Source organism: Nocardia sp. 149-1B, assembly GCF_057747975.1.
In genome coordinates this window covers 3,960,131-3,986,652 of sequence record NZ_CM173233.1, presented here as the reverse complement: position 1 = coordinate 3,986,652, position 26,522 = coordinate 3,960,131, and the positions used below count along the sequence as shown (strand labels likewise).

The 26,522-nt window shown below is 72.0% G+C and carries 18 protein-coding genes; 10 read left to right on the top strand and 8 right to left on the bottom strand.

Annotated features, from left to right (window positions below; translation table 11 throughout):
* The first annotated feature begins 125 nt into the window (after positions 1 to 125).
* Positions 126 to 4,211, top strand: a complete 4,086-nt coding sequence (locus AC3ANS_RS19050; protein ID WP_488293149.1) for a PKD domain-containing protein — start codon at positions 126 to 128, stop codon at positions 4,209 to 4,211.
* Positions 4,208 to 6,100, top strand: a complete 1,893-nt coding sequence (locus tag AC3ANS_RS19045) for a tyrosine-protein kinase domain-containing protein (protein WP_488293148.1) — start codon at positions 4,208 to 4,210, stop codon at positions 6,098 to 6,100. Before AC3ANS_RS19050 ends, AC3ANS_RS19045 begins: the two co-directional genes overlap by 4 nt.
* Positions 6,101 to 6,108: 8 nt before the next feature.
* Here the strand turns inward: AC3ANS_RS19045 and AC3ANS_RS19040 are convergent, their stop codons facing one another.
* From AC3ANS_RS19040 to AC3ANS_RS19010, 7 genes are all read right to left on the bottom strand, one after another.
* Positions 6,109 to 7,863: a right-handed parallel beta-helix repeat-containing protein gene (locus tag AC3ANS_RS19040; protein WP_488293147.1), complete on the bottom strand. Its 1,755-nt coding sequence runs from the start codon at positions 7,861 to 7,863 to the stop codon at positions 6,109 to 6,111.
* A gap of 158 nt (positions 7,864 to 8,021) precedes the next feature.
* Complete coding sequence (locus AC3ANS_RS19035) at positions 8,022 to 9,512, bottom strand: glucosamine inositolphosphorylceramide transferase family protein (protein WP_488293146.1); 1,491 nt, start codon at positions 9,510 to 9,512, stop codon at positions 8,022 to 8,024.
* 3 nt (positions 9,513 to 9,515) lie between these two features.
* Positions 9,516 to 10,157 (bottom strand): arsenate reductase/protein-tyrosine-phosphatase family protein, encoded by a 642-nt coding sequence (locus AC3ANS_RS19030; RefSeq protein WP_488293145.1) that lies wholly within the window; start codon positions 10,155 to 10,157, stop codon positions 9,516 to 9,518.
* Positions 10,154 to 11,383 (bottom strand): O-antigen ligase family protein, encoded by a 1,230-nt coding sequence (locus AC3ANS_RS19025; RefSeq protein ID WP_488293144.1) that lies wholly within the window; start codon positions 11,381 to 11,383, stop codon positions 10,154 to 10,156. Before AC3ANS_RS19025 ends, AC3ANS_RS19030 begins: the two co-directional genes overlap by 4 nt.
* Positions 11,380 to 12,612, bottom strand: coding sequence for an MATE family efflux transporter (locus AC3ANS_RS19020; RefSeq protein ID WP_488293143.1), 1,233 nt, complete (start codon positions 12,610 to 12,612; stop codon positions 11,380 to 11,382). Before AC3ANS_RS19020 ends, AC3ANS_RS19025 begins: the two co-directional genes overlap by 4 nt.
* Positions 12,613 to 12,647: 35 nt before the next feature.
* Positions 12,648 to 13,826, bottom strand: a complete 1,179-nt coding sequence (locus AC3ANS_RS19015; protein ID WP_488293142.1) for a DUF1972 domain-containing protein — start codon at positions 13,824 to 13,826, stop codon at positions 12,648 to 12,650.
* Between the two features lie 8 nt (positions 13,827 to 13,834).
* Complete coding sequence (locus AC3ANS_RS19010; RefSeq protein ID WP_488293141.1) at positions 13,835 to 14,581, bottom strand: CDP-alcohol phosphatidyltransferase family protein; 747 nt, start codon at positions 14,579 to 14,581, stop codon at positions 13,835 to 13,837.
* A gap of 143 nt (positions 14,582 to 14,724) precedes the next feature.
* Here AC3ANS_RS19010 and AC3ANS_RS19005 point away from each other — a divergent pair, with 143 nt between their 5' ends.
* A complete protein-coding gene (locus AC3ANS_RS19005) occupies positions 14,725 to 15,939 on the top strand; it encodes a glycosyltransferase family 4 protein (RefSeq protein ID WP_488293140.1) in 1,215 nt (404 codons plus the stop codon).
* Here the strand turns inward: AC3ANS_RS19005 and AC3ANS_RS19000 are convergent.
* Positions 15,870 to 16,334 carry an FAD synthase family protein gene (locus AC3ANS_RS19000; RefSeq protein ID WP_488293139.1) on the bottom strand — a complete coding sequence of 155 codons (465 nt, stop codon included), beginning with the start codon at positions 16,332 to 16,334 and terminating at the stop codon, positions 15,870 to 15,872. The genes AC3ANS_RS19005 and AC3ANS_RS19000 overlap by 70 nt on opposite strands.
* A gap of 194 nt (positions 16,335 to 16,528) precedes the next feature.
* Between AC3ANS_RS19000 and AC3ANS_RS18995 the strand changes: the two genes are divergently transcribed.
* From AC3ANS_RS18995 to AC3ANS_RS18965, 7 genes are all read left to right on the top strand, one after another.
* Positions 16,529 to 16,921 carry a VOC family protein gene (locus AC3ANS_RS18995; protein ID WP_488293138.1) on the top strand — a complete coding sequence of 131 codons (393 nt, stop codon included), beginning with the start codon at positions 16,529 to 16,531 and terminating at the stop codon, positions 16,919 to 16,921.
* A gap of 515 nt (positions 16,922 to 17,436) precedes the next feature.
* Positions 17,437 to 18,447 carry a phosphate ABC transporter permease subunit PstC gene (gene pstC, locus AC3ANS_RS18990; RefSeq protein ID WP_488293137.1) on the top strand — a complete coding sequence of 337 codons (1,011 nt, stop codon included), beginning with the start codon at positions 17,437 to 17,439 and terminating at the stop codon, positions 18,445 to 18,447.
* Positions 18,447 to 19,724, top strand: a complete 1,278-nt coding sequence (pstA, locus tag AC3ANS_RS18985; RefSeq protein WP_488293136.1) for a phosphate ABC transporter permease PstA — start codon at positions 18,447 to 18,449, stop codon at positions 19,722 to 19,724. The genes pstC and pstA overlap by 1 nt, the downstream gene beginning before the upstream one ends.
* Positions 19,721 to 21,352 (top strand): substrate-binding domain-containing protein, encoded by a 1,632-nt coding sequence (locus AC3ANS_RS18980; RefSeq protein WP_488293135.1) that lies wholly within the window; start codon positions 19,721 to 19,723, stop codon positions 21,350 to 21,352. Before pstA ends, AC3ANS_RS18980 begins: the two co-directional genes overlap by 4 nt.
* The gene (locus tag AC3ANS_RS18975; protein ID WP_488293134.1) at positions 21,349 to 23,907 is read left to right on the top strand and encodes a hypothetical protein; all 2,559 of its coding nucleotides are present in this window, start codon (positions 21,349 to 21,351) and stop codon (positions 23,905 to 23,907) included. Before AC3ANS_RS18980 ends, AC3ANS_RS18975 begins: the two co-directional genes overlap by 4 nt.
* Positions 23,904 to 24,890, top strand: a complete 987-nt coding sequence (locus AC3ANS_RS18970; RefSeq protein WP_488293133.1) for a sortase — start codon at positions 23,904 to 23,906, stop codon at positions 24,888 to 24,890. The genes AC3ANS_RS18975 and AC3ANS_RS18970 overlap by 4 nt, the downstream gene beginning before the upstream one ends.
* A gap of 91 nt (positions 24,891 to 24,981) precedes the next feature.
* On the top strand, positions 24,982 to 26,517 hold the full coding sequence (locus AC3ANS_RS18965) for an Ig-like domain repeat protein (RefSeq protein WP_488293132.1): 1,536 nt from the start codon (positions 24,982 to 24,984) through the stop codon (positions 26,515 to 26,517).
* Positions 26,518 to 26,522 lie beyond the last annotated feature (5 nt).

Sequence of the window (26,522 nt, the reverse complement as noted above, 5' to 3'; positions counted from 1 at the left end):
CCGTCCCCAATTTCGCGTAGCGGGCGCCTCCTGCGGCCGGACGTGGTGCAGGTCGCTCCTAGCGTCCCGCAGGACCAAGGCCTCGAGCACGCCGTACCGGCGCGCCTGGTGATCGGAGCAAGGCAATGACGGTGATCGCAGCTGGCCGGACCCGGCACGTGGTCGGGCCCACGGTCAGGTACGACGTGGGGCGGGTCCTCCTGAGCACGCTGGTCGTGATCGCCCTCGCCGTGGCGGGCCTGCTGCTGGTCCCCGCACCCCGAGCGATGTCGGACACGGCGCCGCAGGATCCCCTCGACCCCCGGTCCCCGGTCACGGTGTCCGCCGACGGCCTGCCCACGGCCCAGATCGACGGTGTCGTCTGGTCGCAGGCCATCATCGGCGACATCGTCTACGCCGGCGGCAGCTTCACGACGGCGCGGCCGGCGGGGGCCGCCGCGGGGACGAGCACCGTGACGCGGAACAACATGCTCGCCTACAACGTGCGGACCGGCGAGCTCGTGACCTCGTTCGCCCCCTCGTTCAACGCCCAGGTCCGCGCGGTGACCGTCTCCCCGGACCGGACCCGGATCTACGTGGGTGGCGACTTCACGACGATCAACGGCATCTCGCACCGCCGCATCGCGGCGTTCGACGCCACCACCGGGGCGCTCCTCGCGTCGTTCAACCCGCCGATGAACTACCACGTGAACGCTCTCGTGGCGACGAACACCACCGTCTACGCGGGCGGTGAGTTCCAGGACGTCGGCACCCAGGTGCGCCAGGGTCTCGCGGCCTTCAACGCGGCGAACGGGGCGCTGCTCGCGTGGACGCCCGCGGTGACCGGGGGAGACGTGTGGGCGCTCGCGATCAACCCCGAGGGCACCAAGATCGCCGTCGGCGGGTCGTTCACGGCACTCAACGGCTCCGACAACCCCGGCTACGGCCTCGGCATGGTCGACGCCGCCACGGGCGTGAGCCTGCCGTTCCTGGCGAACTCGATCATCCGCGACGGCACTGCCGACGGCGCGATCACCACTCTCGCTGCCGACAGCGACTACGTGTACGGCGGCGGCTACACCTATGGGCGCACGGGCGGGACCTGGGAGGGGACGTTCTCGGCGTCCTGGGCCGACGGGTCGGTCCACTGGACCGACGACTGCCACGGCGACACGTACTCACTGCACGTGCAGGGAGACGTCGTGTACGCCGCCAGCCACACGCACTTCTGCGAGAACATCGACGGCATCCGCCAGGGGGCGGGCGACGTGGGCGACTACCCGTACTTCCGCGCGACCGCGTTCGGTCGCGACGTGACAGGCACGGTCACCTGGGAGCCCGACCAGGGACGCTACTTCAACTTCGAGGGGCAGCCGCGCTCCTCGATGCTGACCTGGTTCCCCAGCCTGAACGCCGGCACCTACACGGGTCAGGTGCAGGGCCCCTGGAGCGTGACCGGCAACGCCGACTACATCTCGATGGGCGGCGAGTTCACCCGCGTCAACGGCCGAGCGCAGCAGGGGCTGGTCCGCTTCGCGCGGCCCGGCCTGGCACCCAACAGCCAGGGGCCGAGCCTCTACAGCACGACGTACCCGTTGAACCTGCGCTCCACGGAGAAGGGCACGGTGCGGATCAGCTGGGCGACCAATCAGGACATCGACAACGACTACCTCACCTACCGCCTCTACCGCGACACCCAGAGCGGCGCCGGACTCCTGCAGTCCCGCAGCGTGCGGGCGAGCTGGTGGAACCCCTACGGCATGGACTACACCGACACCGGCCTCGACCCGGGATCTACCCACCGCTACCGGGTGGCGGTGACCGATGCGTACGGCAACATCGCGAACACGCCGTGGACCGAGGTCACGGTGGCCTCCACCGGCGCCGACAGCCCCTACGCCGATGCCGTCGAGGCGAGCGAGCCCACGCACTGGTGGCGCTTCGACGAGGCCTCGGGAACCACGGTCGCCGACGCGGCGGGCTTCCAGCCGTTGACCGCGACGGCGACGGGCGCGACGCTCGGGGCGCCGGGGGCGCTGCTGTCCGAGCCCGGTTCCACCGCGGTGCGGCTGGCCGGGTCGACGACGTCACGGGTCTACACGAGCGTGCAGGACAGCCCGCCGGACGTGTTCACGCTCGAGGCGTGGTTCCGGACCACCTCGACCAGGGGGGGCAAGCTCGTCGGCCGCGGTGACCGGATCGACCGCAACTCCAGCAAGACGGACCGGCAGCTCTACCTGGACAACGCCGGGCACGTCCTGTTCGGGGTGAAGCCCAACCAGAACCGGCAGGTCGTCGCCAGCCCCCAGACCTACAACGACGGCGCCTGGCACCTCGCCACGGCCAGTCTCTCCCCGGAGGGCATGCGACTGTACGTCGACGGCACCCTGGTGGGCGCGCGTTCCGACGTCACCGTCGGGGAGCACCTCGCGCTGGGCTACTGGCGTGTGGGTGGTGACTCCTTGAGCCGTTGGCCCTCGGCCCCGTCCAACGCGTTCTTCGCCGGCGACCTCGACGAGGTCGCGGTCTACTACCGTGCCCTCGGCGAGGCCGAGATCGCGGCGCACTACGTCGCCGCCGTCACGGGCAACGTCTCGCCGGTCGCGAGCTTCGGAGCGACCGTCGACGGCCTGACCGCGACCTTCGCGTCGACGTCGACCGACGAGGACGGCACGATCGAGAGCCTGGAGTGGGCCTTCGGCGATGGTGAGACGTCCACCGAGGCGGCTCCCGAGCACACGTACGCCGAGGCGGGAACCTATGCGGTGACGCTGACCGTGACCGACGACGACGGAGCCACGGGCACCGTCACGCAGGAGGTCGTCGTGACCGAGCCTGTTGCGCCGGTCGCGTCGTTCGAGACGACGGTGGAGGACCTCACCGTGACCTTCGCGTCCACGTCGACCGACGAGGACGGCACGATCGCGGGCCAGGAGTGGGCCTTCGGTGACGGTGGGACGTCGACCGACCCCAACCCGGTGCACACCTATGCCGAGGCGGGGACCTATGACGTCACGCTGACCGTGACCGACGACGACGGCGCCACCGGCACCGTCACCCAGCAGGTCGTCGTGACCGAGCCGGTCAACCTCGCCCCGGTGGCGTCGTTCACGGCGACCGTCACGGACCTGAAGGTGGGCTTCGGGTCGACCTCGACCGACGAGGACGGCACGATCGCGGGCCAGGAGTGGGCCTTCGGTGACGGTGGGACGTCGACCGACCCCAACCCGGTGCACACCTATGCCGAGGCGGGGACCTATGACGTCACGCTGACCGTGACCGACGACGACGGCGCCACCGGCACCGTCACCCAGCAGGTCGTCGTGACCGAGCCGGTCAACCTCGCCCCGGTGGCGTCGTTCACGGCGACCGTCACGGACCTGAAGGTGGGCTTCGGGTCGACCTCGACCGACGAGGACGGCACGATCGCGGGCCAGGTGTGGGCCTTCGGTGACGGTGGGACGTCGACCGACCCCAACCCGGTGCACACCTATGCCGAGGCGGGGACCTATGACGTCACGCTGACCGTGACTGACGACGACGGCGCCACCGGCACCGTCACCCAGCAGGTCGTCGTGGCGCCGGGCGCCGTGACCCCCTTCGCGCTCGACGGGTTCACCAGGACCCTCACCGACAGCTGGGGGACCGCTGACCTGGGCGGCACCTGGGTCCGGTCCGGGTCTGCGACGAACTTCTCGGTGGCTGACGGTGTGGGCCGGATCCGGATGGGACGCGCCGGCGCCGGTCCCGGCATGGTGCTGAGCTCGGTCTCCAGCACGGACACCGACCTGCAGGTCCGGGTCGGGGCGGACAAGGCGCCCACCGGCGGCGGCATCTACCTGACCGTGCAGCCACGGCTGCTGAGTGGGGGCGACGGCTACTTCGCCGACGTCCGGCTGGTCTCCGGAGGCGCGGTCGCGCTCTCGGTGGGGCGCAACACCGGTGGCACGGAGACGAGCCTGCGGTCGCGGACCGTGTCCGGCCTGACCTATGTGCCGGGCACCCTGCTCCACGTCCGGGTCCAGGCCATCGGCACCGCGCCCACCACCGTGCGGGCCAAGGTCTGGGCGGACGGTGCCGTCGAGCCCGTCGAGTGGACGGTGACCGCGACCGACACGACGGCGGCACTGCAGGTGCCTGGTGGCATCGGCCTGTACGCGTACCTGTCCGGCTCGGCGACCAACGCGCCCGTGCTGGGGCTCGTCGACGATCTGCGTGCGAGTCCGGCGTGACCTTCGCGGAGTACGTCCTCGTGCTGCAGCGACGCTGGCGGGTCTGGGGCGCCGGGCTCGCCGCCGGGCTGCTGGCGGCCGGCGTGGTGATCCTGATGTCGCCGACGCGCTACACGGCCACGGCCATGTCCTTCGTGACCGTGGCCGAGCGGGTGGACAGCTCCGGGCAGTCGGAGATCTTCCAGGGCTCGCAGTTCGCGGTCCAGCGAGTGAAGTCGTACGCCCCGCTCGTGAAGAGCCCCGAGGTCCTCGACCCGGTGATCGCGCAGCTGGGCCTCACGACCACCGTGCGGCAGCTCGGGCGGCAGATCTCGGTGAGCAGCGCGCCGGAGACCGTGCTGCTCGACGTCTCGGTGTCCGATGCGGACCCGGCTCTGGCAGCCCGTCTCGCGGACGCCGTCTCGGTGCGCCTGGGCATCGTCATCGAGGAGCTGGAGACGCCGCGTGACTCCCAGGTGTCCAACGTGAAGGTGTCGCTCGCCCGGCCGGCGGCGGAGCCCACGGCGCCGTCCTCCCCACGCGTGCTCGTCGACCTGACGCTCGGAGCGGCCGCCGGGCTCGCGCTGGGGCTCGCCGGTGCCGTGCTGCGGCACAGTCTCGACCGCCGCCTCAAGTCTGCCCACGACGTGCGGGCGCTCACCGGCATGTCCCCGCTGGGGTCGAGCCTCCACGAACGGTCCGCGCGTCGGCGCCCCCTCGTCGCGCTCGAGTGGCGGTCCACCTCCGCCGAGCGCTACCGCACGGTGCGCACCGCGCTGAAGTTCGCCGCGGTCGACCACGACCTGCGTCACTTCGTGGTCACCTCCTCCGTCACCGGGGAGGGGAAGACGACGGTCACCTGCAACCTGGGGATCGCCTGGGCACAGTCGGGGGCCTCGGTGTGCCTGGTCGAGGCCGACCTGCGCCGACCGTCCGTGTCGAGGTTCCTGGGAATCGACGGGAGCATCGGTCTCTCCGACGTGCTGGTCGGTGAGCGCGACCTGGACGAGGTGCTGGTGTCGTGGAACGACGGCATGCTCACGGTGCTCCCGGCGGGCTCGCTGCCTCCGGATCCGGCGGCGCTCCTCGGGTCGGCTGCCATGACGGCACTCGTCGCCCAGCTGCGCGAGCGGTTCGACATCGTCCTCTACGACTCGCCGCCGATGCTGTCGGTGACCGACGCCGTCGTCCTCGCGCGGTTGGTCGACGGGGTGGTGCTCGTCATCAGGTCCGGCCTCGTCCGCCGCGACCAGGTGACGGGCTGCTTGGAGACACTGCGCGGATCCCGGCTCACCTTGCTCGGCAGCGTCCTCGCCGGCGAGCGACGCCGTCGCGGGTCCGAGAGCCGCGACTACACGGCCCGCCTCGACGGGTCACGCGGCGAGCTCGCGACGTTCCCGGCCGGTGCGGCCCGGTCGGACGCGGCGACGCTCGCGGGCGACCCGGTCGACGTCGACATCCGAGCCGTCATGGGATCGGGCCGGTCGCAGGGAGCCGAGGTGACCGGGTCCGCCCTCCGGCTGCGCCCGCGGGGGACCGGGTCGGACCACTACTTCGTCCAGGTGGTCGTGGATGCTGCGGGGGCCGTGTCGCTGATGCTCGGCCTGCGGACCGGCGGCGTCGAGCGCACGCTGTGGGACGGGCCCGCCGACCGGGTCGTGGCCCCGGGCGAGCAGGTCGAGGTCCGGGTGCACGCGCGGGGCAGGTTCTCGACGCTGCTGCAGGCCAAGGCCTGGCGGGCCGACGAGCCCGAGCCCGACGAGTGGACAGCGTCGGTGACCGACCACACGCCGGCACTGCAGCCGTTCGGGGCCCGCCCGCTCCCGCCGGCCGGGTCGGAGCCAGACCCGGCGACCGTCCCGCGGACGGCCGCCGAGCCCGACGACGTCCCGGTCGGGCGACACGGATGAGTCTGCGGTCAGCCGTTCCAGGCACCCAGGTGGAGGACACCGGGCGTGCGTCCGAGCAGGCGGGCGATCGTCGCCGGCAGCGGTACGGCGACGCTCGCGGTCGCGTTCTGGACCTCGCTGGTCGGCCGCAGCGCCGCCGTCACCGCCGGGCGACCGACGATCTCGAGCCGTCGCCCCTCCTGACCGGTCGCCCGGTTGAACTCGTCCAGCGAGGTGAACACGTCGGGGTTCCCGGAGCCCTGGGACCACACGACGTCCCAGGTGGGGGCGGACCGGGTCGGGCGGGCGTAGACATTCCCGGAGGCGGTGACGCCGAGCTGGTCGGCACTGAACCGGCCGGAGTAGTCCTCGACGCACAGCAGGCAGTTGGCCTCGGGACGGCCGCGGGTCAAGACGTTGTTGTGGACGTCCACCGGCCCGTTGATCCAGGTCACGCCGGGCGTCGGCACCGGAAAGCGCGGATCGTGCCCGGGAGTGCGGGGATCGTTGGCGTCACGATCGTCCTGGACGATGTTCACGGGCCGGCCGTTGTCGACGATCGTGTTGTTCCAGATCGCGACGTCGCTGGTGTCGTTGACCTTGATGCCGAACCCGGCGTTCCCCGCGATCACGTTGTCGGCGACCGTCGCGGTCGCCGAGATCTCCAGCGACAGCCCGTGGTTGGTGTTGTCGCGCATGCTGCTGTCGATCACCGTGATGTCCCGAGCCGACTCGTCGAACCACAGCCCGCTGCCGTTGTTGCTGCGGATGTCGGCACCCGAGACGAGCACCCCGCGGGTGCGGTCGATCTTCACGCCGCCGGCGACGGGCGCCGCGTTGAACAGCTCGGTGTTGTTGCGGCGGCTCACGAGGTGCAGGACCCGGATGCGGTCGGCGTACGTCGCGCCCAGGCCGAGCATGCCGTTGCGCAGCACCTTGACGCGGTCGAGCACCGCGTCGGTGTCGGCCACGAAGAGCCCGGTGGTGGCGTTGTCGCTGATGACCAGGTGGTCGAGGCTCACGTTGGGCGCCTCGACGGTGACCGCACCCATGTGCGGCACCGAGGGGGCGAACCGTCGTACGTTGATGCCGTCGACCGTCGTGCCCGCCGCCCGGATGGAGAGCGCCTTCGCCAGGGTGCTCGCGAGGACGGTGTGGCCGGTCGGGTCGCTCCCGAGGAGGAGCTTGTCACCGGTCTCGTCGACGAAGAAGGCGCCGGGGCCGAGCTGGGACGCCGAGGCCACCTGTCGCTGGGCGACCCCGTCGAGCCAGACCTGGTCGGGGTGGGCCGCCATGGGGTGGTCGGGGTTGACGAACGACCAGTCGGGGTCAGTGCCGTCGGCCGCGCCCCAGGTGTAGGTGGGGCTGTGGTCGAACTGGACCGTCCACCCCGAGTGGACCCACGCGTTGCCCGACTGCTCCCACGTGGTGACCGGCGACGAGCCGTCCAGCCAGACCTTCTCCTTCGGTGCGGCCACGAGGGTGAGCTGCTTGCCCGCGGGCACCGTCACGGACTCGTGGTAGACGCCGCCGCGCACGACGATCCGGTCTCCCGCCGAGGCTTGGTCGATGGCGGCCTGGATGCTGCTCAGCGGCGACGCACTGGTGCCGCGGCCGGACGCTTGACCGTGGGGGGAGACCACGAGGGTCGAGCCGGCGGACGGCGTGACCGAGGTCGCCGGCGAGGTGCCGGCCGCCACGAGGGTGGCGCTCCCGAGCGCGAGAGCCAGGGAGAGGGACAGTCGAAAGGGGCGGGAGGTCGACAGGGGGCTCGATGAGGGCATGGGCATACCTCGGACGTGATGTGGCGCGGCCATGCATGTCCCCCTGGACGTGCTGGACGCTGCCATTCCCGGGCGAGCTTTGTCAAAAACCTGACGCCCGCCGGCGCTGTCGCGGTGCCCTCAGCCTTGATCCAGGCTCAGGGGCGCTGGATCCAGGCTCAGGGGCGGCTCCCGGAGCGCAGCCGCGACGAGCGCGCCGAGCCGTCGACGACCTCGAGCCGGCCGGCCCGGTTGACCGTGTGGAGGCAGCGCCCCGGCCAGGGTGGCCCGGGCGACACGCGGGCGACGACCCGCTGGGCGAAGGACTCGGTGGTGAGCTCGACGACCTCCGCCACGGCGAGACCCCCGCCGTACCTCCTCGAGCAGTCCTGTGCGGGGCGGAGCAGCCGGGTGCCGTGCAGCTCGAGCCGGCCGGCGGGCCGGGCGCTGGCGATGTCGACCAGCACCGGGTTGCGGTCATGGGGCAGCCACGGTCCGCGCAACCGGTCGGCGTGCCACAGGTGCAGGGTGTCGGAGCAGGATCCGCCATCGCGCACGGTCGCGGACAGCCACCACCTGCCGCCGTGGCGGAACGGTGTCACGTCGTTGGCGTCGATGCCCTCGAGCAGCACCGTGTCCAGCGTCCAGTGGTCGGGGAACGCGGTCGCGCGGTAGAGCTCGACCCGGTGTGCTCCGGAGGTCTCGGGGATCATCCAGAAGCAGCCGCCGTCCTGGAGAACGGCCGGGTAGGACAGGTGGACGGCGCTCTCCAGCACCGGCCGAGGGGTCGCACGAGGGCCGTTCTCGTCCAGCTCCACCACCGAGATCACTCCACGCCCGACGCGGTGGTCGAAGTCCTCGACGAACACGTAGGCGCGGCCGTCGACGAGGATCGGGAACGGGTCGGCGTAGAAGTGCTGCCCGTCGTCGGGCAGCCGGTGCCAGCCGAGCGTCGGGAGCTCGGCCTGCTCGAGGAGCCCGGGTCCGTCCACCCAGCGCCAGCCCACCCTCCAGTGCGGGCTGCGGTAGAGCAGGTGATAGGCCCGGCGGGCAGGCGCCGAGGCCAGGGACCGGCGCCAGGCCTGGGCGGGTGTCCGGTGCGGCGCGGGGCCGGTGGCGGGTCCGCCCTCCGGCTCGTCGGGGAGACGCAGCGACCGACCGGTGACCGCGGCCAGCGCCAGCTGCACGCACCCCGCGAGCACGTCGTCGAGCGCCGCGGTGGCCACCCCGGGCACCTCGCTGCCGGGACGGCCCTCGACCAGCACGCCGCCGTCCGCGTCGACGACTCGGACCACGGGGAACCGGCCCGCGAGGAGGGCGCGTACCGCAGCGTCCTCGTCCGTCTCGCCGTCGTAGGTGAGCCGCCAGCAGCCGGCTCGGTCCGGGGCGCCGGTGAGGTCGAGCCGGATGTCCGGCGGGGCGACGCCGCGGGCGTGTCGCCCCGATGTGAGACCGGAGAGGTGCTCTCCGGGGAGTGTCGCGGACCCGCTCGGAGCGAGGTGGTGCCACCGCTGCTGCCGGCGCTGCAGCGTGGTGGTGGCGGTGCTCCAGGTGCGTCCGGCGGGGACGCGTGAGACGCGGACGGACGCGCCCGCCTCCGTGAGAGCCTGGGCGAGCGTGGCGTGCCACCCGCGCAACCGGTCGCCAACCACGAGCAGCTCGACGTCCACGGGTCACCGGATCCCGGCCGCGGAGCACGCCACGAGGCTCCGGCCGAACTGCCGCGTCGACTCGGTGGAGATCCGGTGCACCAGGCGGTGTGGCGCCAGGTCGTGCTGGTGGGCGTCGGGGATGTCGTGGTCGTGGACGGGCAGAGGACGCCACGTCAGGGGCATCGCCAGCAGGTGCCGGGTGCGGGGGAGCTCCACCAGCCCCCGCCCGGTGTTCAGGGCGTCGACCCAGGACCACAGCCGGTCCTCGGCCGGCCCGGACTGTTGCGGCGGCCCCAGGCGCTCGGCCAGCGCTGCGGCCTCCCGGACGGTGAACGTGTACGGCGCCGCGAGCGGTGCCAGCCTCAGCAGACTCGCGCGCACCTGTCGGTCCGAGGTCAGGATCAGGTCGGCCAGCGCCACGTGGTCGTGGGTGAGCTGGCGCGAACGGTGCGCGGCAAGACGATCGGGGCACAGGCCGTGTGCGGCCGCCATGCTCGCCATCTCCAGACAGGCGGGCTGCCCGTCGACGGCGCGGACGCCCGCGCTCCCGACCTGGACCCGATCACCCGACCCCGCGAGCTCGAGCTGCTGGGCCAGCTGGAGGGCGACCAGGGGCGAACGACACACGTTGGCGCTGCAGACGACCAGGACGTGGAACCTCATGAGGACTCCCGGGCGGTGAGGGGGCTGACCCCCAGGGCGAAGCACAAGAACGGGACGTACGCCGGTGACGCGTCGAACAGCCCGCTCTCGAGCACGCTGCGGACGACCAGCAGCGTCAGCACGGCGAAGCTGAGCGAACGCAGCGGAGGCTCGAGCCGGAGTGCCCGGACGAGGGTGACCAGGACCATCGCCGCGAGGATCGCGGTGCCGATCACGCCGGCCTGCACCACCCCCGAGACCCAGGTGCTGTCGAGGATCTGCTCGCTGCGGTAGAGCGCCGACACCGGCACCTCCTTGACGGCGAGGCCGGACCCGAAGAGCCGGCTGGACCCGTCGTCGGCGTAGTGCACCGCGGCCTCCCAGGCCACCGTGCGGGAGTTGAGCGTGAGGGTGGCCGCCGGGTCGCCGCGCGTCACGTAGCTGGACAGCAGGGGCGTCAAGAACGCGACGAACAGCAGCGCGGGCACCAGGAGCGCGCCGACCACGACCAGCGCCGGCGGGATCCTCGCCGTCATCACGACCAGCAGCGCGAACGCGAGCAGCAGCGCCGCCAGGCCGGTGCGCGTGCCGGTCAGCCACACGACCGTCAGGAGGGGCGGGATCGCCGCGACGTCCCACCAGGTGCCGCTGCGGTTCACGCACCGCCAGACCAGGCAGACGAGGGGGACGCCGACGAGCAGCGAGATCTCGTTGGCGTTCAACGGCGGGATGCCGCCGTACAGTCGCCCCGACTCGGCCAGCGAGCCGAGGCCGGTGACGGTGCCCACCCCGGCGAGCACCAGCATCGCCGTGGTGAGGGCGCTGAGCAGCTCGGGCCACGGGTAGGCACGGACGAGCAGGACCACGGTCACCGTGATCAGCACGACCCGGGCGGCGAGGACCGCGGTGGCGAAGCCCGTGCCGTGCAGCAGCGCCCCGACCACGGAGATCGCCAGGTAGGCGGTGACCCAGGGGACCGGGCCGGCGCGCAGCTGTGCCCACGAGGGACCGGTGCGGGGTGCGGTGGCGGCGAGCACCAGCGCGAGCACACCGAGCGCCGCCTTCGCGAGCACCACGACGTCGAGCCCGCCGGAGTAGTAGACCCCGCGACGCCAGGCGACGGACGAGACCAGGACGACGAGCCACACCGTGAGCAGGCGGGTCGACGGCCGTGTGAGTGGCGACACAAGGACCGGTGGGTCGGGTGCGCCGAGCCGTGGCTCGGTGAGTGTGGCGGTCGGGCTCACGCGACCACCTCGCGGGGTGCGGCGAGTGCCGCCGTGACGGTGAGCGGGCGGAGCAGGAGCTGGCGGCACAGCACGCCGCCGGCGAACGAGCCACCCGCGAGCAGCCAGGGCGCGGACGCCGGGGGCAGGCCGAGGAGGACCAGCGCGATCGACACCGCCGCCAGCGCGAGTGCCGCATCGGCGACGCGCAGGCCCAGCACGGCGACCTGCCGTCCCCGGACCGCGGCCAGGCTCCCGTAGGGGAGCACGGCCGCGCACGACCCGGCATAGCAGCCCCAGCCGAGCAGGGCCGGGAGCGAGAGCCGGTAGGCCGAGCCCAGCAGGGGGCCCGCCAGGGGCACGGCGGCCGCCGCGGTCACCGTGACGACCAGCGCTCCGAGCAGCATCACCGCGGCGGCCCGGTCCGCGCGTGCGAGCAGCGTCGAAGCCGCGGCCGCGCGGTCCGCGGCGTACGACGCGAACAGGTAGGACCCGAGTCCCTGAACGAGGAGCATCGCGGGCGCCACCACGAGTCGGCTGGCCTCGAGCTGACCGACGGCCGCCGTGCCGGCCGCCACGAGCACGAGCCAGCGGGTGAGGTTGAGCGTCGTCGGCCGCACGAACTGCTGGACCGCGCGCCAGCCCCCGAAGCCGAGGACCTGACGCATCCCCCCGGGGCAGGGGCGAGGGCGGGTCCGCTCCGACACGGGCGCGCAGCCGAGGGCGATGCCGCACGCGGTGGCCTGGCCGAGCGCGACGGCCAGGAGGACGGCGGTCAGCGACAGGCGTCCACTCGCCGCAGCCACGGTCAGCGCGCCGACGGCAGCTCCGAAGGCGAGGCCGTCGACGAGCACCAGGTACCAGAACCGCAGCGCCGCCATGAGCAACCGGCGAGCCAGGTCGGCCGCCATGAACGCCCCCGTCGCGGCGCCGAAGGCGATCGCCTCCGTGGGGGACAGGCCGGCGGTCGCGACGGCGGCCAGGGGGCCAGCCGCCGTCGCGACCACGATCGTGAGCACCGCACAGCGGGCGAGGGCGGACCGAACGGCGGGGTCCTGCCGGTCGAGGACCGTGAGCGAGTCACCGACCAGGCCGGTGGACACGGCGGTGGCCATCACGATCGTGCCGAGGAGCAGCGCGAACACGCCGAAGTCCGCGGCCCCGAGTGCGCGGGCCGCCACGAGCTGCAGCACCAGGCTGCCGCCCGCGAGGGTCACCTGCCCCGCGAGGGCGCCCACGGCCGCCGGCACCCCGGTCTTCGCAGCTGTCGATCCGTGCCCCACCCTCATGGCGTCCCCGGGTGTGCCAGGCGGACCGGCGCGGCGTGCCGGCCCCGGATCCGGGGCCGGCGGCCACTGGCACTGCCGCGGACCGACTCCCCGGCCGCGAGCCGCGCGAGCAGGCGTTCGTAGCCGGCTGCGACGTCGTCCCAGCGGTAGCGCGACGCGGCGCGGGTCCGCAGCCTCCGGCCCGCCGCCGCCGACCCGTCGGGGTCGGACTCGGCCCAGGCGAGGATCGGGGCGAGGTCGTCGCTCACGGCGAAGAAGCGTGCGTCGGCGCCGGCCACCTCGCGGTTGAAGCCCACGTCGAACGCGACCACGGCGGCGCCCGCACCCATCGCCCGCAGCAAGGAGGGGTTGGTGCCTCCGACGCTGTGCCCGTGGACGTACGTCGAGCATCCGGCGTAGAGCTGGTCGAGCAGCTGCTGGTCCCAGACCGCACCGGCGAACCGGACCCGCGGGTCGCCGGCCGCCTGCTCGTGCACGTGGTCGGTGTAGCGATCGCCGTACGGTGCGGACCCGACGACGACGAGGGGCAGCTGCGCGGACGAGCGGCGGTAGCCGGTCACGATCTCGGCCACGTGGTTCTCCGGCTCGAACCGCGCGACCACGAGGTGGTAGGCGGCCGGCGCGAGGCCGAGCTCGCCGAGGCGGTCGGTGCACGGGTCCTGCTGCACGGGCGCGCCGTACGTCAGCAGCTCGGTGCGGACGCCGAACTCCGTGCGGTAGTAGTCGGCGATGCCCTGCGCGTCCGCGATCAGGGCATCGGCCCACCGCACGGCGAGCGTCTCGGCCCACCGGTAGTAGTGGCGGCCCGCGCCGTTCCACTTCGCCCGCTGCCACTCGAGCCCGTCCACGTGCACGGCGACCGGGACGTGCGCCCGACGCAGGGCGGGCAGGAACGGAGCGTTGGCGGCGTTGAAGACGGCGGCGACGTCGTGGTCGCCGGTGCGCCACAGGTGCGCCACCGAGACCGCCGTGTGGCTGAGCGTCTCCAGTGACCGCGAGTGCACGGCGGGCAGGTGCACCAGACGCATCCCGAGGTACTCCTCGGCCCGCGGCTCGGCTGCGTCGCGGCAGTAGACCGTGACGTCGTGCCCACGCTCGACCAGCCGCCGGCCGATCTCCTCCACGGCGGTCTCGAAGCCGCCGTACCGGGCCGGGACGCCACGCGTCCCGATCATCGCGGCCCTCATCGGACCACGCCCGCATCAGCGGCCCGCAGCTCGCGCCACCACTTGCGGCAGGCCAGCACGAGCAGGCCTGCGTTGGCGGCCAGCATCAGCGCGTAGCACGACACGAAGGCGACCGGCGCGCCGAGCAGGACGAACATCCAGCACTGGGTGCCGTAGTCGCTCGGCAGGATCAGCCACCGGCGCCAGGGGCCCTCCCCGCGCCGGGTGCGCTCGTCCGGCGCGGGCCCGCCCGCTGTGCGCAGGTGGGGGAGCAGCACGATCCCGAAGAAGCAGGTCACGTCGACGACCAGGTAGGCGAGCGGGAGCAGCAGCACCGCCTCGTTCGACACGGGCGCGAACCGGTAGAACGACACCAGCACCGCGATGTGCACCAGGCAGGTCTTCACGCAGTCGACCGTGTGGTCTAGCCACTCGCCCGCGACCGAGCCCCGCCCCCGCAGCCGGGCGAGCTGGCCGTCCACGGAGTCCATCACGTAGCCCAGGGCCAGCAGGACGGCGGCCACCACGCCGGTCCACCACGCCGGGCGAGCGAGCGCGACGACCGCGAGACCGGTGGCCGACAGCGTGGCGCTGACGGCGGTGGCGGCGTCGGGCGTCATCCCCATCTGGTGGACCAGCGCCGCGACCCGTCGAGCCGCCGGCCGGTTGACCGAGCGCGAGTACGCCGCGGTCCCGCGCGCCGGTTTCTGCGCCGCGGCGAGCGCGGCGAGGTCGGTGCGGAACCCCGTCGTCGTCGCACTCACGTCCAGCCCCCGTCTCGAGTCCTGGCCGGAACCTAGTGAGCCGGCAGGGGCCCGAGGGGGGAACCGTCTCCCCGGTCGCCAATATTGGGTGAAGCGCCGATCGCGCCCCGGCAGACGAAGGGGCACGTGGGTCGAATGCGGGTGTGTGGACACGGCATCCCGAGACGATCCTGGTGGCCAACCCGTCGGCCGACGTGTACGGGTCGGACCTGCAGATGCGCGAGAGCGTCGCCGCTCTCCTGGCGCGTGGCAGCCGGGTGGTGGTGGTCGTCCCGGCGCTGGGCCCGCTGGTCGCGATCCTCCGCGACCTCGGTGCGGAGGTCCGGGTCCTCGAGTTCCCGGTCCTGTGCCGGGCGGCTGCGTCGCCCCGGGGCCTGGCGCACCTGGCGGACGCCGCGGGCCGGGCGCTGCCCGGGATCCGCCGGTTGGTGCGCGATGTCGGCCCGGACGTGGTCTACGTCAACACACTGACGCTGCCCTGGTGGCTGGTCGCCACCCGTGGCCTGGACACGCCGACCCTCTGCCACGTCCACGAGGCGGAGGCCGCCGACCCGCCCGTCGTACGCCGAGGGCTGGCGGTGCCGTTGCTGCTCGCCGACCTGGTGGTGGCGAACAGCTCGACGACGGAGCGGTCGCTCCTGGAGTCGGTGCCGGCGCTCCGCCCACGGATGCGTCTGGTGCGCAACGGGCTGCCCGGACCTCCGGTCCCGCCGCACCTGCCGCGCCACGACACCCCTGGAGCCGCGACGCGGCTGGTCATGGTCGGCCGGCTGTCGCGGCGCAAGTCGCCGGAGACCGCGCTCGAGGCTGTCGCGCTGCTGCTCGCGCGCGGTCACGACGTGCAGCTCGAGCTGTGCGGCACACCGGCCGCGGGCCAGGAGGGGTTCGCTGCGCAGCTGCGTGCCCGCGCTCAGGAGCCGGACCTGCGCGGGGCGGTGACGTTGAGCGGCTACGTGACGCCCGTGTGGCCGGTCCTCGAGCGTGCGGACCTCCTGGTGGCACCGTCGCTCGGCGAGTCGTTCGGCAACGCGGTCGTGGAGGCGCAGCTGGCGCGCCGACCGGTGATCGCCACGGCCGTCCCAGGCCATCTCGAGACCGTGCGGCACGGCGTGACCGGGTTGTTGGTCCCCCCTTCGGACCCGCGCGCGCTGGCGGACGCAGTCGGCTGCCTGGCCGAGGATCCCGGGCTCGCGCTGCTGCTCGCCGACGCCGGTCACCGGGCGGCGCGGGCAGACTTCGGCATCGAGCGCTACCGGACCGAGATCGCCGACCTCGTCGAGGCGTGTGCTCAGACCCGGTCGACCTCGCGCCACGCGCGGCTCAGCTCGACCTCGTCGCCGAGCCGCAGGAGGGCCTGACGCAGCCGGGTGCTGGAGGTGTGCACGGTGTAGGGGAAGTAGACGACCTCGACGCCGACCGATGCGAAGTCCCGCTCGAGCTTGTCGCCCTTCGGGGTGCCGCGCCAGTCGTCGCCCTTGAAGATCCGGTCGAACCGGAGCAGCCGCCAGGTGTCGAGCTTCTCCGGGATCGTCTCGGCGTGCACGGAGTCGACGAAGTCGATGTGCCGGACGATCTCCAGGCGCTCGGCCAGGCAGATGAACGGGCGGGTGCCCTTGGCGAGCTCGCACATCTCGTCGGAGACGACTCCGGCGATCAGGTGGTCGCAGTGGGCTCGCGCGTGCTTGAGCACGTTGAGGTGGCCGACGTGGAAGAGGTCGTAGACCCCGGGGGCGTACCCGACCACTTCTCCCATCGACGTCCACCCCCATCCACGGCGGCCTCTCGGACAGCCGCGCCTTGCCAAGCAACCTAGGAGGCGTCGCGATCCTCCGACGGCCTCCGGCCGGACATACCCAAGACGGGGGAGGTTGACCCGGGGTGACCGTGCGGCATGCGGCAGCCGATTAACCGCTTGAGCCGACGGCAGGGACCCGTCAGGGTCGCGTCATGACCGCCTTCGTCTCGCACACCACCATCGACTGTCACAACGCCTTCGAGCTCTCGGAGTGGTGGAAGCCCGTGCTCGGGTACGTCGACCTCGACGGCGACCCGAACCTCCCGGGGCACGAGGAGTGCCTGATCCGCGACCCCGAGAGCGGCCACCAGCTGCTGTTCATCGAGGTACCCGACGACAGGGTCGTCAAGAACCGGATGCACCTCGACCTGCGTCCGCGCACCGGCACGCGCGACGAGGAGGTCGAGCGGCTGCTGGCCTACGGCGCGACGCAGGTCGCCGACCATCGAGGGATCCACGGCCTCGGGACGGGGTGGGTCGTGCTGGCCGATCCCGAGGGCAACGTGTTCTGCATGCTGCGCTCGGAAGGCGAGCTCGCCGGGTGAGCTGACGGTCGGGTGGTTTCGAGGCTCGCTTCGCTCGCACCTCAACCACCGTGGGCGGCCCGCTTCGCTCGCACCTCAACCACCGTGGGCGGCCCGCTTCGCTCGCACCTCAACCACCGTGGGCGGCCCGCTTCGCTCGCACCTCAACCACCGTGGGCGGCCCGCTTCGCTCGCACCTCAACCACCGTGGGCGGCCCGCTTCGCTCGCACCTCAACCACCGTGGGCGGCTCGCTTCGCTCGCACCTCAACCACCGCGTTCGGGGCGGGTGAACGGCAGGTGAACGAGGTTCTCCGGGCACCCGTGGCCCCTTCGGGCTAGGCGATGCCGGGCGAGTATGACCCGTTCGGACTAGAGCAAACCCCGGTGGCCGCGGAGTTCGGCAAAGGGGTCGGCGCTGTTCGCGCGGCGTTCATCGACAACGGCCCTTTCGTTCCGGTGCGCTCCTGACACTTCTGGCGATTCAGCACTCCGCTCCACCGAGCGGCGCGTGGAAACATCGTCAGAAAGCACCGCGTGACCACCCTTCCTGTGCCGGGCGCCTCCACCGAGGTGGTCCCCCGCAAGATCTCCCGCAAGGCGGCGGGAGTGGACGCGTTGTTCGTCCACTCGGCCCGCGCCGTCGGTGCGACCGTGCTCGTCATCACCGGCGGCGTCGGCCTGTTCCTCGGCTGGCAGGCCTACCCGACGCTCCAGCACTACGGCTGGAGCTTCTTCACCGAGGCGACGTGGCAGCCGGAGGCCGACGTCCTCGGCATCGCTGCCGTCCTGACCGGGACGCTCGAGGTGGCGCTGGTCGCCATGACGATCGCGTTCCCGCTCGCGCTGCTGACCGCGCTCTACATCAGCGAGTACGCGCCGGCCGTCATCAAGAACACCCTCGTCTCGATGGTGGACCTGATGGCCGCGGTCCCCTCGATCATCTGGGGGCTCTGGGGCTTCTTCCTGATCATGCCGCGGGCCGCCGAGCTCTCGGTGTGGCTGGACCGGAACTTCGGGTGGATCCCGATCTTCAACGTCCACGACGCCGACCCGAACGCCGCGGTCCTCGACATCTCGCGCTACAGCTTCAGCGCCTTCTGCGCCGGCATCGCGGTGTCGATGATGGTCCTGCCGATGTCGTGCGCGGTGATGCGCCAGGTCTTCTCCCAGACGCCCGAGGGCGAGAAGGAGGCCGCGCTCGCGCTGGGCGCCACCAAGTGGGGCATGGTCCGCACCGTCGTGCTGCCGTTCGGCCGCGGCGGCATCATCGGCGGCACGATGCTCGGCCTGGGCCGGGCGCTCGGCGAGACGATCGCGGTGCTGCTGATCATCTCCCCGGCGTTCGAGGTCAAGGGACGGATCCTCGAGGTCGGCACCAACACCGTGAGCGCGCTGATCGCCGGCCGCTTCGGTGACGCCAGCAAGAGCCAGCTCTCGGCCCTCCTCGCTGCCGGCTTCGTGTTGTTCCTGATCACCCTCGCCGTCAACACGCTCGCCGCCGTGATCGTCAACCGAAGCCGCTCGGGCGCCGGGACGGACGCCTGATGACGCTCGCCCCCCAGCTCGACGGCCAGACCAGTGACGCCGTCGGCACCACCTTCCTGCCGCGGTACGACGAGGACGCCCCGCAGGCGGTCCCCCGCAGCGCCCTGGGCCGGCTCACGGCCGACGAGCTGTTCGCCCGGGGGGGCTCCTGGGCCGCGGGCCTCGCCCTGGCGTGGCTGATCACCCAGCGGCTGCTGCCACTTCCCGGCCTGCCGTGGTTCCTCATCCTCTGGTTCGTCTCCGGCCTCGCGGTGACCGCGGTGACGGCCGGGATGTCCGGCGGCCTGGTGGAGGTGCGCGACCGGATCGCCGGCTCGGTGATCACGGTCGGCGCGATGCTCGTCGGCACGGCTCTGATCAGCGCGATCGTCTTCGTGGTGATTCGCGGCCACGAGCCGTTGCTGCACGCCAACTTCTACCTCCACGACATGTCGGGCGTGGGCCCCAAGGACCCCTTCGACCAGGGCGGCATCCTGCACGCGATCGTCGGCTCGCTGATCGAGCTCGGCATCGGCATCGCGATCACCCTGCCGCTCGGCATCGGGACCGCGGTCTTCATGACCGAGGTCGGGGGCCGGTTCGCCCGGGTGGTCCGGACCGTGGTCGAGGCGATGACGGCCCTCCCGTCGATCGTCGCCGGCCTGTTCATCTACACCGTCCTGATCGTCGCGATCGGCTACCCGCGCTCGGGTCTGGCGGCCTCGCTCGCCATCGCGGTGATGATGCTGCCGATCATCGCCCGGGCCGCGGACGTCGTCCTGCGGGTCGTGCCCAGCGGCCTGCGCGAGGCCGGTCTCGCGCTCGGCGCGAGCCGCTGGAGCACGGTCTGGTACGTCGTTCTCCCCACCGCCCGGCCCGGCCTGGCCACCGCGGTCATCCTCGGCGTCGCGCGCGGCGTCGGCGAGACGAGCCCGGTGCTGCTGACCTCGGGCGCCGCGTCGTTCCTGGTGACCAACCCGACCGACGGCGTGATGAACTCGCTGCCGCTGTTCGTCTACAGCCTGGTGCGCTCGGGTGAGCCGAACGCCATCGCCCGGGCCTTCGCCGCCGCCACCGTCTTGATGGCCATCGTGCTGGTGCTCTTCATCACCGCACGCCTGGTCGCGCGTCCCCGGAAGACCAAGCGCGCCAAGCTCAGCCGCCGGCTCACCGGAGGCACCAACCGTCTCGGGATCAACCTGCGCCGCGCCGACCCGCTCGTCGAGATGGGCCCCGTGCGCCCACCTGACGAGCTCGCGCTGACGTACCCGCCCGCCCCGAACGAGGAGATCCCGTGAACCGCCTCATCCGCACGATCCTGGCCATCGCGGCGGCGATGGCCTGCATCGTCGCCCTGCCGGCGGCCGCGAACGCGACGGTCTACGCACAGATCGAGGGCACCGGCTCCACCTGGTCCGAGCTGATCGTCCAGCAGTGGATCGCCGACGTCGACGCCAACGGCATGAAGGTCGTCTACACCGGCGGCGGCTCCACCAAGGGCCGCAAGGACTTCGCGCAGGACAGCACGGACTTCGCGATCTCCGAGATCCCCTACCAGGGCACCGACGAGCAGGGCCAGGCCGACACCAGCAACGGCCGCGAGTTCGCCTACCTGCCGATCGTGGCCGGCGGCACGGCGTTCACCTACCAGCTCAAGGTCGGCGGGCAGTTGGTGCGCAACCTGCGGCTGTCCGGCGAGACGATCGCCAAGATCTTCACCAACCAGATCACGAACTGGAACGACCCAGCGATCAAGGCCGACAACAACGGTCGCGCGTTCCCGTCGCTGCCGATCACGCCGGTGGTCCGCTCGGACGGATCGGGTACGACGGCGCAGTTCACCACCTGGATGGACCACGAGTACCCGAGCGTCTGGCGGCCCTACTTCGGCCAGTCCGGCCTGACGTCGTACTACCCGAAGAAGTCGGGCAGCCGGATGATCAGCCAGGCCGGCTCCGACCAGGTGATGAACACGATCAAGGGCTTCGCGGGCAACGGGACCATCGGCTACGTCGAGTACTCCTACCCGCTGAACGCCGACTACCCGGTCGTGAAGGTGCTCAACAAGGCGGGCTACTTCGTGGAGCCCACGCAGTACAACACCGCGGTCGCGCTGACGAAGGCCAAGATCAACCAGGACAAGAACAGCCAGCAGTACCTCACCCAGATCCTCGACGGCGTCTACACGAACCCGGACCCGCGGGCGTACCCGATCTCGTCGTACTCCTACATGATCATCCCGACGGGCAAGGACGACCCCCGGATGACGACCGCGAAGCGGCAGACGCTCGCGGACTTCATGTACTACTCGCTGTGCGCGGGGCAGACCAAGGCCGGTCCGTACGGCTATTCGCCGCTGCCGCTCAACCTGGTCCAGGCGGGCTTCTCCCAGATCGCCAAGCTGAAGCAGGCCGACTCGGCCGTCGACCTCACCGACCGCGACGTCACCAGCTGCAACAACCCCACGTTCGACGGCAAGAACCTCAACCACAACGTGCTCGCGGAGAAGGCACCGCAGCCCGCCGCCTGCGACAAGGTCGGCGCCGGGCCGTGCGGCACCGACACCGGCACCAACCAGCCGAGCACCGACGGCCCCAACGGCGCCGGCAACGGCAACGGGGGTGGCAACGGGACCAACGCCGGCGGTGGCCCGAACTCCGGCGGGCCGGGCGACGCGCCACCGGCGACCGACCCCGACACCGGCTTGCCCGTGAGCGGTGGCGGCGACACGACGTCCTCCGGTGACGCGATCTACGCCAGCCCGACCGAGCTGGTGTCCAGCCGACCCGGCGACCAGCGGACCTTCGGCTGGCTCGCGGTGCTCGAGCTGTTCGCCCTGGTGCTGCTGCCGGGCTTCTACGTGGCCGCGCTGCGGAGGCGGCAGTCGGTCAAGGCGCAGAGCCTGAAGACGGGGGGCCGGCCGTGAGGCGCGCGATCGCCCTGGTCCTGCTCGTCGCCGGCCTGGCCATCCCGGGCAGCGCCCTCGCGGACCCGTCCGCCGGTGACCACCAGCCCCGGAAGGCGAAGGACGGGTGGAGCGAGACCAAGACGCTCACCCGCAAGTTCGTCCAGGCGGACGGCTCGACGTACTCGTTCCCGAGCCACACCGTGACGGTGACCGCGGACGAGACCAAGAACCTGCGCGGCCGCCAGCGGATCCTCATCCGCTGGAAGGGCGCGCAGCCCAGCGGCGGACGGGCCAGCAACCCGTACGGCGAGAACGGGCTCAACCAGGAGTACCCGGTGGTGATCCTGCAGTGCCGGGGAGTGGACGACCCGTCGCTGCCGGCGAAGAAGCAGATCTCGCCGTCGACGTGCTGGACGGCGTCGGTCGCCCAACGCTCCCAGATCACCCGCTCCGAGGGTGAGGCGACCTGGACCCACGACCTGGAGGCACCGGCCGAGGACAAGGGCCGGATCACCGGGCTCGACCCGTTCCCGTCGGCCGAGGAGTGCCCGACCGCGGACATCGACCCGTTCTACACGCGGCTGACGCCGTTCGTGACCGCGAAGGGCAAGGTGTTCCCGGCCTGCGACGCCGACCACATGCCGCCCGAGGCGGCCGTGGGCGCGGCGTTCCCGCCGGCGGAGATCGCGGCGTTCACCGACACCGACGGCACCGGATCGGTGCAGTTCGAGGTGCGCAGCGACGTCGAGAACGAGTCGCTCGGCTGCAGTGACAAGGTCGCCTGCTCGATCGTGGTGATCCCGATCGTCGGGCTGAGCTGCGACCAGCCCAGCAGCCCGATGAGCCTCTCGGACCTCGCCTGCCGCAAGGGTGGACGCTTCCCGGCCGGTTCGAGCAACTTCGCCAACGAGGGCGCCGACCAGGCGGTCTCCCCGTCGCTGTGGTGGGCCGCGTCGAACTGGAAGAACCGGTTCGCCATCCCGATCACCTTCGGCCTGCCGCCGGACACCTGCGACGTGCTCGACCCGCGGCCGCCGACGGGCTTCTACGGGTCCGAGCTGCTCGCGCAGGCCGCGCTCCAGTGGGCGCCGGCGTACTGCCTGAACAAGCAGCGCTTCAAGTTCCAGCTCAACCAGATGTCCGACGAGGCCGGTTGGAACCTGATGGAGGACGGCGGTGGTGCGGCCGCGGAGGTCTCCTCGGAGCACCCCCAGCAGGGCGACGACCCGGTCGGCTACGCGCCGACGGCGGTGACCGGCTTCTCGATCGGCTACCAGATCGACAAGCCCGACAACGCGGGTGAGTACACCGACCTGAAGCTGAACGCCCGGCTCATCGCCAAGCTGCTCACCCAGTCCTACCTCGGCTCGGACCTCGGGCGTGGGCACCCGGGCATCGGGAACAACCCGCTGGCGATCATGAACGACCCCGAGTTCATCAAGCTCAACCCGGGGCTGAGCCAGATCTCGCAGGAGGTCGGTGCGACCGTCCTGTCGCTGTCGAACTCCTCCGACGTCATCGAGCAGCTCACGGACTACATCGCCCACGACAAGGACGCGATGGACTTCATCCACGGGAAGAAGGACCCGTGGGGGATGGTCGTGAACCCGAAGTACAAGAACCTCGACATGCCGCGCGCGGACATCCCGCTGCTCGACGACTACATCCCGGAGACCTCGAGCGACTGCCGCCAGAAGAACCCGGCGGTCTACTTCAACCAGCTCGCGGCCCCGGTGACGACTATGCGCAAGATCGCCGAGGCGCTCCTGGACGCGTGGCCCAACGTGCAGACCCGGTGCGACTTCGACCCGAGCACGGGGCTCTACAAGCTCGGCCGGATCGACCGCCAGTCCTACGGATCCCGGTTCATGCTAGGCATCGTCAGCCTCGGCGACGCCGACCGCTACGGCCTGCGCTCCGCGGCGCTGGAGACCAAGCCGGGCACGTACGTCGAGCCCACGACCAAGTCGCTGGCCGCCGCCGTCGGGCTCGCGAAGCAGAGCAAGCCGCTGCACCCGTTCGTGCTCGACCAGGGCGTCGTCCGCAAGTCGGGCGACGCCTACCCGGGCACGATGGTGGTCTACACCGCGGCCCGCCTGCAGAACCTGGCGAAGGACGACGCCGCGAAGGTCGCGCAGTTCATCCGGGTCTCGACGACCGAGGGCCAGAAGCCGGGCAGCGGGAACGGTGAGCTGCCCGACGGATTCCTCCCGATCGAGAAGACCGGCGTGACCGCGAAGCTGTTCAACGCCGCGCAGGACGCCGCTGACGCGATCGAGGCCCAGCACTCCCCGGCTCCGCACCCGAGTGGTGGCCCGGGCGACGGCGGCGCGGACGGCGGGGGAACCGTGTCGCCCCCGGGCGTCCCGGGTGACGGGGAGCCGTCGACCGCACCGAGCCCGTCCGCGGCGCCGTCGATCCCGCCCGCGGCGCTCGAGATGCCGGCCACGGAGCCCGTCGGCTCCGATCTCGCCGGTGGCCTGCTGCCGGTGCTGATCCTGCTCGGCGCGATCGGCTGTGTGGCCGCGACCGCGCTGCGGGTCGCCGCGCCGGTGGTCCGGAGGCGGAGATGACCGTGACGCTGGAGAAGCCGACGCGGCCTCGCCGGTCGCTGCGCCCCACGATCCGTTCGGGAGGGAGCCGCAAGAAGGCGGAGCGCGCGCCGCGACCGGCGCGCCGGCCGGTCGCACCGCCGGCCGGACCGCCGACGAGCGCCGACACCGCGTCCTCGGTGCTGTCGACGTCCTTCACGATGATCGCGATCGTCTGCCTCTGGATGGCGGCGCAGCTGCTCTTCCTCGGCTCGATCTCCGAGCACCGCGCCCAGGACCTGCTCTACGACGACCTGCGGCACGTGCTCGCCGGCCCACCGGACCAGGCACCGCCGCTCGGTCCGGTCGTCCCGGTCGGCGACCCCGTCGCCCTGCTGACGATCCCGGCCATCGGGGTCGAGCAGGTCGTCGTCGAGGGCACCGCGTCGGGCGACCTCCTGGCCGGTCCGGGCCACCGTCGCGACACGGTGCTCCCGGGTCAGGTCGGCACCTCGGTCGTCTACGGCCGGGCAGCGTCGTACGGCGCGCCGTTCGCCGACCTGCCCGACCTGCACGCGGGTGACGAGATCGAGGTCACCGGCGCGCAGGGGACCGTCACCTACACGGTCCTCGGCGTGCGTCGTGCCGGCGACTCGCTGCCGCAACCGGTGGCCGCCGGCGCCGGCCGCCTCACCCTCGTGACGGCGGAGGGGAGCGGACGCCTCGGCGCGATCGCACCCGACTCGGTCGTGTACGTCGACGCGGACGCCACCAAGGCGTTCCCCGCGCCGGCCGGCCGCCCCACGGCGGTCCCCGATTCGGAGAAGGCGATGGCCAAGGACCTGGGAGCACTGCCGCTCCTCGCCCTGTGCCTGGCCCTGCTCCTGGCGCTGACCCTCGGGGTCGTCGCCGCTCGTCAGCGATGGTCGACGGTGCTCGTGTGGGTGGTCGCCAGCCCCCTTGCGATCGCATTGTCCTGGGCCTCCACGGACGTGGTGATGCGGCTGCTGCCCAACCTGATCTGACCCGTCCCGCCCTGGGTCACTCGGGGCGCTCTCGGGGCGACACAGCAAGAACACCCGAAAACGCATCACCCATCACAGGAAGCGAATCAGGATGTTTGTACGCAAGACCCTCGCCGGCGTCATCGCCGCGACCCTCACGACATCGGTCGTCGCCCTCACGGCGGGCTCGGCCTCCGCGGCCGTCGACCCCGACGACACGACCTTCAACCCGACCACGGCCGACCTGATCGGCGTGGGCTCGGACACCAGCCAGCACGCGCTGAAGCTGTTCGCGGACGCCTGGAACGCCAGCGGCCAGGCCCCGGTCAAGCTCGCGACGTTCTCCGCCACCGGCGGTGGTGACATCCCGCTGCCCACCAAGGCGATCGCCCGCCCGAACGGCTCGGGTGCCGGCAAGGCGCTGCTCTACGGCACCGGCAACAACACCGACATCGACTTCGCCCGCTCCTCCTCGGCGCAGAGCACCGCGGAGACCCAGGCCGGTCTGCAGTCCTTCCCGTTCGCCCTCGACACCCTGGTGATGGCGGTCTCCAACAACACGCCGTCGAACGCGCCGGCCTCGCTGACCCCGGCGAACATCGTCGGCATCTACAAGGGCGACATCACCAACTGGTCGCAGATCGACCCGAGCAAGTCTGGTGTCATCGCTCCGAAGATCCCCCAGGCCGGCTCCGGTACCCGCAGCTTCTTCACCGCCCAGCTCAAGACGATGAACGGCGGCGTGGACGTCACGCTCGGTTCGGCCGTCAAGGAGGTGCAGGAGCACGACGACTCGCAGATCAAGGGCGACCCGAACGCGATCGCGCCGTTCTCCAAGGGCCGGGCCGGCCTCCTCGGCACCACGCTCCGCCTCGAGACCGGCTGGAGCGCCGACCGCGCCCTGTACAACGTGGTCCGCGGCACCGACGTCGGCAACCCGCTGATCCAGGGTGCGTTCGGCTCGAACGGCGCGCTGTGCTCCACCGACGCGCGTCCGCTGATCGAGGCCGCCGGCTTCCAGCAGCTCGCCACCCCCGCCCACGGCGGTGTGTGCGGTGCCCAGACCCAGACGGCGACCACGAACTTCACCGTCAACAAGCAGGTCGTCACCGCGACCGACCTCGAGGCCACCAGCTCCAAGGCCAAGTCCGCCACGCTGGTCGCCACGGTGACCGCCGCGACCTCGCCCTCGGGCACGGTCGACTTCCTCGAGGGTGACACCGTCGTCGCCAACGACGTGCCGCTGGTGTCCGGTGCGGCCACCTTCACCGCCACTGGCGTCTCGGTGGGCTCGCACACCTACAAGGCGGTCTTCACCCCGGCGGAGGGCTCGGCGTTCGAGTCCTCCGAGGGCACCGCGACCGTCTCGGTGTTGACCTCCGCCACCGTCTCCGAGTCCTTCCCGGCCTCGGTCGCCGCGGGCGCGAAGGCCAAGGGCACCGTCACCGTGGTCGGTGACGGCGCGACCGCCACCGGCAAGGTCACGATCATGCTCGGCGCCAAGACGCTGAAGACCGCCACGCTCAAGGGCGGCAAGGCGACGTTCACGCTGAAGCTTGCCAAGGGCAAGAACAAGCTCAAGGCCGTCTACTCCGGTGACGCCCAGGTCGCCGGCGCCACCAAGGCGTTCACGATCAAGCAGAAGTGACGTCA

Coding starts and splice junctions, on each gene's coding strand:
- AC3ANS_RS19050 (WP_488293149.1), top strand. CDS start 126: ATGACGGTGATCGCAGCTGGCCGGACCCGGCACGTGGTCGGGCCCACG.
- AC3ANS_RS19015 (WP_488293142.1), bottom strand. CDS start 13,826: ATGATCGGGACGCGTGGCGTCCCGGCCCGGTACGGCGGCTTCGAGACC.
- AC3ANS_RS18995 (WP_488293138.1), top strand. CDS start 16,529: ATGACCGCCTTCGTCTCGCACACCACCATCGACTGTCACAACGCCTTC.
- pstA (WP_488293136.1), top strand. CDS start 18,447: ATGACGCTCGCCCCCCAGCTCGACGGCCAGACCAGTGACGCCGTCGGC.
- AC3ANS_RS19000 (WP_488293139.1), bottom strand. CDS start 16,334: ATGGGAGAAGTGGTCGGGTACGCCCCCGGGGTCTACGACCTCTTCCAC.
- AC3ANS_RS18965 (WP_488293132.1), top strand. CDS start 24,982: ATGTTTGTACGCAAGACCCTCGCCGGCGTCATCGCCGCGACCCTCACG.
- AC3ANS_RS19030 (WP_488293145.1), bottom strand. CDS start 10,157: ATGAGGTTCCACGTCCTGGTCGTCTGCAGCGCCAACGTGTGTCGTTCG.
- AC3ANS_RS18970 (WP_488293133.1), top strand. CDS start 23,904: ATGACCGTGACGCTGGAGAAGCCGACGCGGCCTCGCCGGTCGCTGCGC.
- AC3ANS_RS19040 (WP_488293147.1), bottom strand. CDS start 7,863: ATGCCCTCATCGAGCCCCCTGTCGACCTCCCGCCCCTTTCGACTGTCC.